The organism is uncultured Thalassolituus sp. (genome assembly GCF_950066645.1).
Taxonomy (GTDB): Bacteria; Pseudomonadota; Gammaproteobacteria; order Pseudomonadales; family Oceanobacteraceae; genus Thalassolituus.
In genome coordinates, this window is sequence record NZ_CATMFB010000004.1 from 133,077 (window position 1) to 146,258 (window position 13,182).

The following is a 13,182-nucleotide window of genomic DNA, read 5'->3' on the forward strand; positions in this document are numbered from 1 at the left end:
GTAGTACATGCTGCTCCTTATACTCTGGCCAACGAAGTGATGAATACGGACAGGCCCAAGAGATGACGAAGAAATTTGAAGGTACTGGCAGCTATGTTGCGACGCCTGAGCTGCAGATGGCAGTCAATGCTGCCATTACTCTGCAGAAACCACTGCTGCTCAAAGGTGAGCCTGGTACAGGTAAGACGATGCTGGCTGAGCAGCTGGCTGAATCTCTGGAGACTGATCTGATTCAATGGCACGTGAAGAGTACAACAAAAGCTCATCAGGGCCTGTATGAGTACGACGCGGTTTCCCGTCTGCGTGATTCGCAACTCGGAAATGATAAGGTCCACGACATATCGAATTACATCGTTAAGGGTAAGCTCTGGGAAGCCTTTACGGCCGATAAGCCTGTGGTACTCCTGATCGATGAAATTGATAAAGCAGATATTGAGTTTCCGAACGACCTCCTGCTCGAAATCGATAAGATGGAATTCTTCGTGTACGAAACGCAGGAGCGTATCGTCGCAAAGCACCGTCCGATCATTCTCATTACCAGTAACAATGAGAAAGAACTGCCTGACGCATTCCTGCGTCGTTGCTTCTTCCACTACATCGACTTCCCTGATCGTGACACGATGAAGGCGATTGTTGATGTTCATTATCCTGCGATTCAGAAAGAGCTCGTCTCTGAAGCACTCGAAGTCTTCTTTGATGTCCGAAAAGTGCCGGGGCTGAAGAAAAAGCCTTCCACGTCAGAGCTGATCGATTGGCTGAAACTGCTTATGGCTGATGAGCTGGGTGTCGAATTGTTACGCAACAAAGAAGCAACCAAAGCTATTCCGCCTATGGCTGGAGCGCTGGTCAAAAACGAACAGGACGTGCACCTGCTTGAAAAGCTTGCCTTCATGAGCCGACGTCGGGGCTGATGCATGCTCATTGATTTCTTTGAGACGGTCCGTAAAGCAAGAGTGCCTTGCTCTATCCGCGAGTACCTTGATCTCGTCGAAGCAGTAAGATCTCACGTGGCGTTCGCTGATCTCAACGAATTTTATGCTCTCGCGCGTCTTTGTCTTGTCAAAGACGAGAAGCATTACGATAAGTTTGATAAGGCGTTCGCCGCGTATTTTGAAGGTATCGACGCGCTGCCGGGCCTGTTTGAAGACGCCAACATTCCTGCCGACTGGATGCGCAGCGAACTTGAACGTCTGCTCTCAGATGAAGATAAGGCCAAAATCGAGTCTCTTGGCGGGTTCGACGAGCTGATGGATACTTTCCGTCAACGTCTTGAAGAGCAGAAGAAACGCCATCAGGGTGGCAATAAGATGATTGGTACCGGCGGGACGTCTCCTTTCGGTGCCGACGGTTACAACCCTGAGGGGGTGCGTATTGAGCAAGGGCGCTCCCGTCATAAAAAAGCCGCTAAGGTCTGGGAACAGCGTAACTATCGCAACCTTGATGACAACATTCAGCTGGGCATCCGCAACGTAAAAGTAGCATTGCGACGCCTGCGCCGGTTTGCCCGTCAGGGGGCGGCAGATCAGCTGGATCTTGATGACACCATTTCATCGACAGCGCGAAATGCGGGATTTCTTGATATCCGTATGGTGCCCGAACGTCACAACGCGGTTAAAGTACTGCTGTTTTTTGATGTCGGAGGGTCTATGGACCCTCATGTGCGGGTCTGTGAAGAGTTGTTTTCGGCTGCCCGGACCGAGTTCAAGCATATGGAGACTTTCTACTTTCATAACTGTCTTTACGAATCAGTCTGGAAGAATAATATCCGTCGCATGAACGAGCGCACAGAAACATGGGACATTTTGCGCAAATATGGCGGTGATTACCGGGTGATCTTTGTTGGTGACGCCATGATGGCTCCCTATGAGGTGACCCACGTCGGGGGCAGTGTAGAACACTGGAATGAAGAGCCTGGTGCGCTCTGGATGGAGCGAATGGCTAACCATTTTGAAAAGTTGGTGTGGCTTAACCCGGCACCGGAAGCGCATTGGGGGAACGGGGGTTCGCTTGGCGCTATCCGGGGGCTTGTACGTGATAAGATGTACCCGCTGACCTTAGCTGGACTGGAAGACGCCATGCGTTTTCTGAGTAAGTAAAAAGAACAGACGGACAGAGGCTTAGCCTCGCAGCATGCAGATGCTGTATCGCCCGATCTCACCCGGGCGGCCGACTACGATAACAATAACAGGGCAGAACAGATGATATTCAGAGGCTTTTTCAGGCCTTTAGCGACGGTGCTGGCGCTTCTGCCTGCGTTGTTCGCTGTTCAGAATGTGGCGGCTGAGCAGGACTATATAGGTCTGCGCAGTGGCCCCTCTTCGGCATTTCCCGTCATATTTGAAGTCACAGGTGAGCGTGAACTGCGCCCGTTACAGCGACGCGGCAGTTGGTTGAAAATGACCGATGAGCGCAATGAAGGATGGCTTCATGTGGATGACCTGCATCGTGTCCGTTCACTGCCTGCCGATGAAATGTGGGCGCTGATTAATCAGGCCCGTCCGGGGAATACCCGCCTCGAATTTGGTCTTGTCACTCAGTCTGCCTGGAGTATTGGTCTGCTCACGCCTGTGTACGGACTTCCTCTCTATTTCCGGCATACACGCAACCCTGATGGCGACCAGAACTGGGGACTCACTGAGGTGGGTTACATTAAACGCAGTCGTGACAACAGCGGCGGCGTTGCTCTGAACGTCGACCTTGGCCTTGGGTTGGCCAGCCAGACAGAGGGCAGTAACTACTGGAGTGACTCATCTTCCTCGGTACCGGTTCTCTCGGGAGGCGCGGAAGCAGTCTGGTCACCTGAACGTTACTTTGAAATTGGTGTACGCGGGCACATCGCCGTGACACTCGACAGTGAGCCAGGTATCAGACCCGGGGCGTCACTAATCTGGAGAATCCGTCTATGAGAGCCTTGCTCTGTGCTGCATTGATAACAGCGGCGCTGCCTGCGTTTGCAGACAATGCCAGTGTCTATAAGCCCCGTGTTCAGGCTAATGGTCTGAAAGACATCAAAAGTGCAGGTACGCAGCACGGTATGCTGGGTGCCGCCTATGCAAATACCTTAACTACCGGCAATGAAATTCAGGCTGGACTGTTACTGAACGGCCGCTACTTTGCCGGTGATCGTTGGTACCTGCTGGGAGAATTTCAGTATGGCGAGTTCAACAGTGAAGATCTGTCGGATGGCGATACGCTGGTGATTGAAGAAGGTGAGGATGCTCTCCGCTATGCGTTTGGCGCGGGATACTCAGTGCTTCAGGGGAATGCCAGTACCTCAGGGCAGTACGCGGTGCCGTGGTCTATCGCGGCTGAGTTGGCGGTGGGTGAACAGACAACCGGCGATACCAGTGGGCAATACACGTCGCTAGGACTTTCTGTTCAGTTTCATGGTCCGAAAGTCTGGACTGCGGTAGGTGCTCGGCAGTTTGTCATCAGTGATGAGCGGCTGGAGCAGGTTGGAGCGGACAGGGGGATGCAGTGGGATATCTCGCTCGGTATGTGGTTCTGATACTGCTTTCCTGTGCCAGCTGGGCCGGAGAAACAATTGAACCAACAAACAGTCTGCGGCCGGGGGATCTGGTGCCTGACTTTACTCTGCCTGCGGTAAATGGGTTTGGGCAGAGGCTGGCCGAAGCTCGTGGTGCGCCCCTGATGATTGTCTGGCTTGGCCGTTGTGATGAATGTTCTGAAACCCTCGTCCGCTACCAGCTTCTGGCAGAGAGTCTGGCTATGGACGGACTGAAAGGATGGTTTGTCTGGACGCCAGAAGGTAAAGATCAGCCACCGAAAATGCGTCTTCCTGTGCTGAAGTATGAGCCCCGTTGGAATCAGGGCTGGCAGTTTGAAGGTCGTCCTGCCGTTTTGTTGATTGATCCGGATGGCGAACTCGACCACCTGATCACCGGAGATCTGGATGACAACTATCCGGAGACTGAAAAAGTATTAATGCGCTGGCTGTCACTTGGTCGTGACGGTCAGATATCGGAGTAAGTTATGAGATTGTTATTGATTATTGCACTGTTGCTGCCACAGCTTTCTCTGGCTGAAGACGCGGCGGTTCGTAAAGAAGTGCTCGCAGCAAAAGAAACGGTACTCGAACTTAACCGTGATCTTTACGAGCTGGAACGGGAGTTGCTCAGCCCGGCGACAACGCGCGCAGCGTTCAATCTGACGCTGAATCACGGCGAATATTTTGAGCCCCTGTCGATTGAAATCTCGGTTGATGACGAGCTGAAAGTTCAGCATCTGTATACCGAGCGCCAGGTGAAAGCGCTGCGCATGGGCGCCGTGCAGCCTCTGGGTGATATTAACCTCGCGCCGGGTAAGCATAGTGTCCGTGCGGTGGTCCGTGGTGTGGATCACCTGGGGCAGGGGCGTGAGCTGAGCGTGACTGAAATGGTGAATAAGACCAGCAAGCCTCTGATTACTGAGCTGGTCATTGTCGATCGGGATGACCTGCAGAGCGCCCGTGTTCAACTGAAGTACTGGTAATCTGATGCGCAGACTTTTTTTCCTGTTTCTGCTGCTGCCTCTGTGGAGTCTTGCTGCTGAAACGTCAGAAAATGAATTGCTCGATGACGCACTCGACGCAGAGCTTGCTGCTCTGGGGGTTGCGGATGGCGAGGAATTGCGGCTTCTGCGTGGAAACTTTTATTACAGTTATCTGAACGGCCAGTACTACAGGACGCTTTACTACCTGGATCAGTGGGAAAAGGCTGAAGGTGCAGAGGGTGCGCCGGAGCTTGAAGCTGAGGTGATGCGTGCAGCGGTATACCTGGCCCTTGGCCTTGAAGAGCAGGCTGAAGCAAAATTTTTCGCGGTCGCAGAGCAGGGTGGTGGAGCTTCTGGCGATGCCTGGTACTTTCTCGCTCAACGACTGTTGAATAATGCTGATTACGATGGGGCAGAAATTGCTGCCATCAATTCTCTCCGTGCTGATCCTGCGTTGTCGCCGCGCTACGAACAGGAATTGCGCTCGATACTTGTCAGTGCGGTTGCGCAACAGAACCGGATCGAAGAAGCCAAAAGTGCCCTGGCAGGCATGTTGGATAAAAGTATCTGGACGGGTTATGCCCGATACAATCTGATCCTGGCGATGATCCGTCAGAACCACAAAAGCCGGGATCTCGAAGCACTGATCGATGAAGCAGTCTACTACCTCCCAAAAGATGAAGAAGGGCGCTCGCTCCGTGATCGTGTTCTTCTGCTCGCCGGTATCGCCGCTATGGAGCGGGAAAAGCATAAGCTAGCTAACCGCTATTTCCGTGAAATAAGCCTGGAAACCGTGTTCTCTGCCCCAGCCCTGCTGCACTACGGCTGGAATCTGCTGGCAGAGTGGAAATATGAGGACGCCATTCAGCCCTGGCGGATTCTCCAGCGCATGTACGATCCTTATCACCCTGCGGTTGTCGAGTCGCTCCTTGCCGTGCCTCATACTCTGGAGCTGGTTGAGGCCGTTAATCAGTCTGTGCTCGCGTATGAGCGTATTGAAGACAACCTGTCCGTCATGGTTGATGAGTTGCGCTCGTCTAATCAGCCTGAACTGCTTGATGCCTGGCTGGAAGAATGGCGACTGACTAATGCCCAGCAGGATTGGGGATGGGAAAGACAGCAGCTGACGGATCTGCAGGACAGTCCGGTCACCCGATTTACTCAGGGGCTGCTTGATGATGATGCGTTTGTGCGTCAGTTGGCAGTACTGCATGACCTTGACCGTATTCAGGCGGATCTCGCTGACATGCAGCGCACGCTGGCACTCTGGGATGAGGTGCTGGTCGTGCGCAGGCAACACCTTGAGAACCTGGGTGGAGACGCCTTGCTCGATCAGATGGAAGAACGGCAGATGGATGTCCTTCGCAAAGTGCTTGCCGTTCAGGACAAGCTCCTTGACGAAGACGAAACCGTTTTTTCGTACGCCAGCGAGTCAGACAAAGTAAGAATTGAACGTCTGCGGAACGTCGTGGGTTATGTCACCAGTCTGCAGAAGATTGGTACGCCGACACGTGATCTGGCCCCATATAAAGAACGCTGGCGCCGTATGCGTGGTATTCAGCTGTGGGATATCTACGAAGAACAGCCTCAGCGCAAATGGGACACCGAACGTGACCACATGAAATTGCGCTCAGAAACGGACAGCCTGTTTGCACAACTGGAACATACCCGCACATCTATGCAGTGGGCTGAAAGTTCATGGCGGGGTTTTCCTGAACAGGTCCAGAATATCCAGGCGCGTATCAGCGCAACCCAGGCGCTTATCTCAACAATACAGCTGCAGCAGGCGGATGTTCTCAAGCTGTACGCAAGTGAATATATGGACGATCTTGATCGCCGCCTGACGCTCTATCTTTCCCAGGCCCGGCTTGCACTGGCCCGACTTTATGATGATTCGTTGCAAAAGCATGTTGTTGAAAATCCGGAGGTAGGCCAATGATCCGCTTAGCTCTGATAATTTTTATTGCTGTGGGTATTACCGGGTGTAGTTGGTTCAGTAAAAAAGATGACACCCGCTATCTTGCTGACATCGGTACCTTAACCGTCCGCTTTGCTTCAGATGAGCCGCTCGATGTGGAACATGCTGATGTTATTCGTGCATATCAGTCGTATCTGGAAGTTGGTACAGATCCTGAGCTTCGGGTCCGTGTCGCTCATCGTATTGCAGGTCTGAAGCTGCAGTGGGATGAAATCCGTCTGGAACAGAATGCAGACGGTGATATTGATTCCATGGTCGAAGAAGATAAGGCCATGGCCGAAGCCTCGATTGGTGACTATGAAACGCTGATCAGAACCTATCCGAATCGTATCGATAATGACGCGATTTATTACCAGCTGGCTAAAGCGTATTCCCTCGCCGGGCGCCCTAATCAGGCGATAGCGGTTCTGGAGGAACTGACAGAACGTTACCCGGAGTCGCTCTATTATCTGGAATCGCAATTCCGCCTGGGGCGCATGTTATATGCGGTAGGCGATTTCGAAGCGTCAGAGCAGAGATTTACTGAGGTCGTTAATTTCGGGCCTGATGGCAACACGCTTTATTTTGACTCTCAATATCTTCGTGCGTGGGCGATTTTTAAACAGAACCGACTTGAAGACAGCCTGCTTTCATTTACGTTGATGCTTGATGAGCATTTTCCGGATGATGAAACATTGCTGGCGGCTCAGGGCAGTAAACTCGAAATTCTCAATGATACTCTGCGTATCATGGCGCTTATGTTTGATTACATTGGCGACTGGACGGAAATCGCCCGTTTCTACGATGAGCATGGCCCCCGTTATTACGAGTACCGCCTCTACGCTGAACTGTCCAATCAGTATTACGACAAGAAATACTATAAAAGCTCGGCGTCTACGCTCAGGGCGTTTGTGGACCGCTACCCTGACGACGACAAAGCACCGCTCTATTATCGCCGTCTGATTACTGGCTATGAGAAGGCCGGATATCCGAATCTGCAGCGTAAGCACAAAGAGATTTTCATCGAGCGCTTTGGTGTCGGATCAGATTACTGGAACACTCACGGAGAAGATGTCCGTACTCTTATTACCGTTGCCCTTGGTGACTATATCTGGGATCTTGCGACCTTCGCGCACGGTTGGGGGCAGCAGAGTAAATCCCGTAATGAAAAGCGTGAACGCTACGAAGATGCCGCCCGGTGGTATCGCGAGTATATCCGTAGTTTCCCGGAAGCGCCCGATACGGTAAAAGCTCACTTTTTACTCGCAGAACTGTCGTTTGAACTGGGTAATTATGACGACGCCCGGAATAACTACGAAATTGTTGCGTATCAGTATCCCTTCTACGAAAACGCCGCCGAAGCCGGCTATGCGGCACTGCTGGCCTATGCGAAGTATCGCCCGGAGCCTGACGATGCTTTGCGCTGGAGACAGCTGACCGTGGCGAGTGCAAAGCGATTTGTTCTTGAATTTCCGGACGATGAGCGACGCGGCACTGTTCTTGTGAATTCTGCGGAAACACTACTTGGGGATAAATATTACGAGCAGGCGTTGTCGACCGCGCGGCTGGCCCAGAAAGCCGGCGTAGAGCTGCCTGCGCGTTATGCCTATGGCGCATCTCTCGTACAGGGGCATTCGGCCTTTGAAGTCGGCGAGTTTGCCGAGGCAGAGGATGCTCTGTTACGGGCGTCTGACTATGAAAAGCTGAGCAGAAAAGAGCGCGGTGATCTGCGCCAGAAAGCAGCGGCAGCTATTTATAAGCAGGGGGAAGCGTTGAAAGATTCTGACCCGGCTGCTGCGGTCGATCAGTGGCTGAGAATCGCGCAGGTCGTTCCGGAAAGTGATCTCAGGGAAAGTGCCGAATACGATGCTGCGACGCTGTTGATGCAGACGGGCGACTTCGACCGGGCAGAAGAGGTGCTGGTAACGTTCCGTGATACGCACCCGCGCAGTAAGTTTATTGCAGATATACCGAGCAAACTGATTGTCGTTTATGAAGAGCAGGGCGAGTGGCGAAAAGCGGCTTTCGAACTGCAGCGTATTTCGGATGCGGGCAGCAACGATGAAGAAAAACGCATTGCCTGTTTTCAGTCGGCCGAGTACTTCGAAAAAGCCGAAGACTTTGATAACGCAATCGTTATGTACAAGCGCTATGCACATACATTCAAACGTCCTTTTGATCCGGCAATCGAAGCGCATTTCAAGCTGGATCAGATTTACGCAACGGTCGGGGAAGAAGAGAAGCGCCGCTTCTGGCTGGATCGCATTATCCGTCTTCATAAAGGGGCTGGTGACGATAAGACTGAGCGCTCCCGTTACCTTGCTTCCAAGGCCGCGTTTGAACTCGGTGAGTTCGATCGTCGCCAGTTTGATAATGTGGCAATAAAACTCCCTCTGGCAAAAAGTATTGTCCGTAAAAATAATGCGATGAAAGAAGCGTTGCGCCGCTACACCCAGGCTGTGGAGATGGAAGTGCTTGAGTTTACGACGCCAGCGACCTTCCATATCGGAAATATGTATGCGGGTTTCAGTAAGGGATTGATGGATTCCGAGCGTCCGGCAGGAATGGATGAACTCGAAGCAGAGGAATATCAGTTTCTGCTCGAAGACCAGGCATTCCCGCTGGAGGAAGCAGCCATTGGCGTGCATCAGACGAATATCAGTCGTACTTACGATGGCATTTATGATGAATGGGTGAAGAAGAGCTTCGAATCCATGGCGACACTGATGCCGGGGCAATACGACAAGAAAGAAAAAGCGGTGACTTATGTTGATCAGATTCGCTAGCCTTCTGCTGGCGGCGGTTCTCGCTGCGTGTGCGGCAAATAAACCGCAGGTACTTACCGAGACCGCGGCGCCCGGCGATACGAGGCCTCCGCTGCGCGAAGGGTTTGAGAGTGAGTACCGCGACGGACTTTTGCTGATGGAAGAGCAGAAGTTTGAAGAGGCGGTCGGGTTCTGGACTGCGTTGACACAACAGAGCGGTGAAGAGTATCCCGGCGTGTGGACCAATCTTGGATTGGCTCTGCAACAGCTTGGGCGTACGGATGATGCACTGGCTGCATATGATTACGTCGTCAAACTGGATTCGTCATTTTGCCCGGTATACGCGCTCAAAGGCATTCTTGAACGGGATGCTGGTAAGTTCGACCAGGCGCAGGCCAGTTACGAAGCCGGGATTGAATGTCAGCCCGATCAGGGGGCACTGTACTTCAACCTCGGGATTCTGTTCGATCTGTATCGAAACGACCTTGCCAGTGCACTGGATAACTACCGGAAGGCTCGTCGCCTGATTCCTGACGAAGATATTCTTAACATGTGGATTACTGACCTGTCGCGGCGTCTGGATGTTGCCGAAGATGATCCCGAGAGTATCGACATCTGGCAGCAGGATGTTCAGGCGGAGCTGGCGCGCCGTAAGGCGGCCGCGGCGGCTCTCGCAGTCACTGCTGCAGGCACAGGCGAGGATGTCCCGCAAGTGCAGGATGCTTCCTCTGACGCCACTGCTTCTGAAACAGAGCCTGTGGACACTACCAGCACAGACGAAGCAGCAGAGCCACAGGCTGAAGACGTTCACTCCGGAGTTGATGTTTCACAGGAGCCCGCTGGTATAGGGGCAGAGCAGGAAACTCAGAGCACTGGTGAAGAGGTGACAGAATGAAAGCAGTTATTGTAATCCTTGCTATGCTCTTCAACGGTTATGCCTTAGCCGAAGACGATGTTGTGCGCCTCCAGGGGATGACAATTCACGGTAATAGTGAAAATCCGAATGTCCTCTATGTTAATGCGTGGCAACCACCACCGGGGACCGGGCGTCTGTATGAACCAGTGACCAGTTTTAACCGCCACTGGTTTACGCCTCTGACGCGGGAGAGTCTGCAGCGGGAAATTCGATACGGTAAGCGCTACACCGAAAAAGAGGACCACATCACACGACTGAATGAAGTCCTTGAAATTCAGTAAGATACGGTTTTTTCGTTAACCGATTAGTGGTTAAATCAGGCAGGCTGGATGCGTAACGCATGACAGCGACATTTACAGAACAATAAAGCGATATACAGCGGAGATATCTCATGGATTCCATCATTCGTTTCCTTCAGGAAGGCGGCGTATTTATGTACCCGATTGCCATTATCATGGTGATTGGACTGGGCGTAGCTCTGGAGCGTTTCCTCGTCCTGGCAAAAGAAAAATCAGGAAATCGTCGTGCTTTCGACGACATGTATCCAATGTTGCAGAAGCGTGATCTGCGCTCAGCGCTCAATTACGCCAACAGCTCCGATACCCATATCGCTAATATTTTTGCGTCAGGTATTCAGCGTATTCCGACTGCGCAGCGTCGTGAAGAAGTCGAATATGCACTTGAAGAAGGGTTGATGGAAGCGATCCCTCAGCTTGAAAAACGCACCCCTTACATTGCAACTCTGGCAAATATCGCAACGCTGATGGGACTGCTCGGGACTATTATGGGTCTGATTGCAGCCTTTACCGCCGTAGCAAGTGCGCCTGCAGCGGAGAAAGCAGCGCTTCTGTCACAAAGTATTTCTGTTGCGATGAACACGACTGCATTCGGTCTGATCGCCGCGATTCCACTGTTGCTCGCACATAGCTACCTGCAGACAAAAACCTCTGAGATTGTCGACAGTATTGAAATGGCAGGTGTGAAATTCCTGAATACGATTACCGACAGAAAGCAAGGTCAGAACGGCACGCCTTCAAATAACGGTTAATCCGGGGAATTGTTCCGATGAGACGCCATAAGAAACTCAAAGAAGAGGCGGAACTCAACGTAACATCCTTTATGAACCTGATGATCGTACTGGTCCCCGTGTTGTTGCTGAACATGGTGTTCTCACAACTGGCCGTACTTGATCTCAGACTACCGGCAGGTGATCAGCCAGGTGCTGTTGCCCCGGAGGATGTCACGCTTGAAGTGACGATCAGAAAAAGCGGCTTCACCGTAGCCCGTACCTATCAGGAACAGACAGAAGTGCTGGCCACTCTGCCTGCCAAACCTGATGGTCTGGATTACGCCGCATTGTCTACGACTCTGCAGGATGTGAAAAAGAATCCGGTATTCGCGGACAAAAAAGATATCACTCTGCTTGCAGAGCCTGAAACAGACTATCAGACCCTGGTGACTGTCATGGATACTGTGCGTATCTATCCGGCGGTCGTGGCCGCGTCGTTGGTGGATGCTTTGCTGTTTCCAGATATCTCTCTTGGTGAAGCAGATGCACCGGAGGTGACACCATGAAAATGTCCCGCCGTGCTAAGCGTATGCACCGTAACCACAAGCGCAATGCCAATAAAAATGGCCTCAACCTGACGGCACTGATGGATATTTTCACCATTCTGGTGTTCTTCCTGATGGTCAACCAGTCAGAAGTTGAGGTTCAGAACACAGACAGTGTTGAGTTGCCTGTGTCGGTTGCCGACAGTAAACCGGAAGAGCAGTTGAGTGTCCTGGTGACCAAAGACGATATTCTCGTTCAGGGTCGTCCGATCGCCAGCGTTGCTGAGGTCAAAGCGTCAGGGGACGAGCATATCGCTGCCTTGCAGAAGGAGCTTGAATATCATGCCTCCCGTACGCTGTTGCCCCCGGAGCTGATCGAGGAAGGTCGTCCGGTAACCATTATTGGCGATAAAGAAACATCGTATGCTGTTCTTAAGCAGGTGATGACCACCTGTTCAAAGGCAGGATTTAACAACATTTCGCTTGCAGTGAACCAGAAACAGCCAGCGGGAGGTGCTTGATGACAGGTATCAACCGCACTCCTGAGCTGCCCTGGACTGACGGGCGTGATGGTCAGCGGTTATGGCTGATCGTCGGTCTGTTATTACTGCTGGTGTTTGTTGTTGGTGTGGTCGTTCCATTTATCGATCTTCCTGATAAAGATCGTTCTGAGCTTGAGAAACTGCCGCCTCAACTGGCCAAAGTGATTGAGCGTAAGAAGCTGGAACAGCCAAAACCAAAACCTGAGCCTAAGCCAGAGCCCAAGCCCGAGCCTAAGCCGGAACCAAAACCTGAGCCGAAGCCCGAGCCAAAACCGGAACCTAAGCCCGAGCCGCCAAAGCCTAAGCCAAAGCCCGAGAAGAAGCCTGAGGTGAAAGCAACTGAGCAGCAGCGTGAAGCTGCACGGGAGAAAGCTAAGCAGGCGATTGGTGCTGATGCGCTGGCCGCTCTCAGTGCACTGCGCGACAGTGTGCCTGTTGCAGCGCTAAGCACTTCGAGCTCAAACCTCAGTACCAAGGGGAGTCAGGCTACGAATGTCGGTTCTGTTATTGACCGCAATGCAGCCTCCCGGGTATCTGGTGGGGTCGATGTCGCGACTCTCACAAACGTGACTGCGGGCGAGACGCTGAGCGATCGTGAAGTTACCGCTGTTGAATTGTCTGCCGAGCAGGTGGCTCAGGAGCAGGAATCCACGAAACGGAGCCAGGAAGAACTGCGACTGGTGTTCGAAACATACAATGTGCATTACGATCGTCTGTATCGCAGTGCGTTACGTAAGAATCCGACACTGGAGGGCACTATTCTGCTGGCCCTTACGATTCAGCCTGACGGTTCCGTCAGCGAATGTAAGGCAGCCAAAACAGAAATCAAAGATTCTGGGCTGGTTCGCCGGGTAGAGTCTAAGTGTAAGCAGATGGCTTTCGAAAATCGTCCTGGGCTGGAAGTGACGCGGGTTGAATACCCGATACGCTTCAATCCCTGAGGACAACAGAAACCCG

The 13,182-nt window shown here is 52.4% G+C and carries 14 protein-coding genes; all 14 read left to right on the forward strand.

Features of this window, described 5'->3' with window-relative positions; translation table 11 throughout:
* The first annotated feature begins 62 nt into the window (after nt 1-62).
* The 14 genes from Q1L85_RS05170 (at nt 63) to Q1L85_RS05235 (ending at nt 13,166) form a co-directional block, all read left to right on the forward strand.
* Nucleotides 63-911 (forward strand): MoxR family ATPase, encoded by an 849-nt coding sequence (locus Q1L85_RS05170; RefSeq protein ID WP_300426558.1) that lies wholly within the window; start codon nt 63-65, stop codon nt 909-911.
* 3 nt (nt 912-914) lie between these two features.
* Entirely contained in the window at nt 915-2,096 is a 1,182-nt protein-coding gene (locus Q1L85_RS05175; protein WP_300426560.1) for a VWA domain-containing protein, read from the forward strand.
* A 102-nt stretch (nt 2,097-2,198) separates the two neighbouring features.
* A complete protein-coding gene (locus tag Q1L85_RS05180) occupies nt 2,199-2,906 on the forward strand; it encodes a hypothetical protein (protein WP_300426561.1) in 708 nt (235 codons plus the stop codon).
* Nucleotides 2,903-3,508, forward strand: coding sequence for a hypothetical protein (locus Q1L85_RS05185; RefSeq protein ID WP_300426563.1), 606 nt, complete (start codon nt 2,903-2,905; stop codon nt 3,506-3,508). Before Q1L85_RS05180 ends, Q1L85_RS05185 begins: the two co-directional genes overlap by 4 nt.
* A complete protein-coding gene (locus Q1L85_RS05190) occupies nt 3,478-3,990 on the forward strand; it encodes a hypothetical protein (RefSeq protein ID WP_300426565.1) in 513 nt (170 codons plus the stop codon). The genes Q1L85_RS05185 and Q1L85_RS05190 overlap by 31 nt, the downstream gene beginning before the upstream one ends.
* 3 nt (nt 3,991-3,993) lie before the next feature.
* Nucleotides 3,994-4,491, forward strand: coding sequence for a hypothetical protein (locus Q1L85_RS05195; protein ID WP_300426567.1), 498 nt, complete (start codon nt 3,994-3,996; stop codon nt 4,489-4,491).
* 4 nt (nt 4,492-4,495) lie between these two features.
* Nucleotides 4,496-6,430, forward strand: a complete 1,935-nt coding sequence (locus Q1L85_RS05200) for a hypothetical protein (protein WP_300426569.1) — start codon at nt 4,496-4,498, stop codon at nt 6,428-6,430.
* Nucleotides 6,427-9,234 (forward strand): tetratricopeptide repeat protein, encoded by a 2,808-nt coding sequence (locus Q1L85_RS05205; protein WP_300432514.1) that lies wholly within the window; start codon nt 6,427-6,429, stop codon nt 9,232-9,234. Before Q1L85_RS05200 ends, Q1L85_RS05205 begins: the two co-directional genes overlap by 4 nt.
* The gene (locus Q1L85_RS05210; RefSeq protein ID WP_300425437.1) at nt 9,215-10,108 is read left to right on the forward strand and encodes a tetratricopeptide repeat protein; all 894 of its coding nucleotides are present in this window, start codon (nt 9,215-9,217) and stop codon (nt 10,106-10,108) included. Before Q1L85_RS05205 ends, Q1L85_RS05210 begins: the two co-directional genes overlap by 20 nt.
* On the forward strand, nt 10,105-10,410 hold the full coding sequence (locus Q1L85_RS05215; RefSeq protein ID WP_300425436.1) for a hypothetical protein: 306 nt from the start codon (nt 10,105-10,107) through the stop codon (nt 10,408-10,410). Before Q1L85_RS05210 ends, Q1L85_RS05215 begins: the two co-directional genes overlap by 4 nt.
* 110 nt (nt 10,411-10,520) lie before the next feature.
* The gene (locus Q1L85_RS05220; RefSeq protein WP_300425434.1) at nt 10,521-11,177 is read left to right on the forward strand and encodes a MotA/TolQ/ExbB proton channel family protein; all 657 of its coding nucleotides are present in this window, start codon (nt 10,521-10,523) and stop codon (nt 11,175-11,177) included.
* 17 nt (nt 11,178-11,194) lie between these two features.
* Nucleotides 11,195-11,704 (forward strand): biopolymer transporter ExbD, encoded by a 510-nt coding sequence (locus tag Q1L85_RS05225; RefSeq protein ID WP_300425432.1) that lies wholly within the window; start codon nt 11,195-11,197, stop codon nt 11,702-11,704.
* Nucleotides 11,701-12,204: a biopolymer transporter ExbD gene (locus Q1L85_RS05230; RefSeq protein WP_300425431.1), complete on the forward strand. Its 504-nt coding sequence runs from the start codon at nt 11,701-11,703 to the stop codon at nt 12,202-12,204. Before Q1L85_RS05225 ends, Q1L85_RS05230 begins: the two co-directional genes overlap by 4 nt.
* Nucleotides 12,204-13,166, forward strand: a complete 963-nt coding sequence (locus Q1L85_RS05235; RefSeq protein WP_300425429.1) for an AgmX/PglI C-terminal domain-containing protein — start codon at nt 12,204-12,206, stop codon at nt 13,164-13,166. The genes Q1L85_RS05230 and Q1L85_RS05235 overlap by 1 nt, the downstream gene beginning before the upstream one ends.
* Nucleotides 13,167-13,182 lie beyond the last annotated feature (16 nt).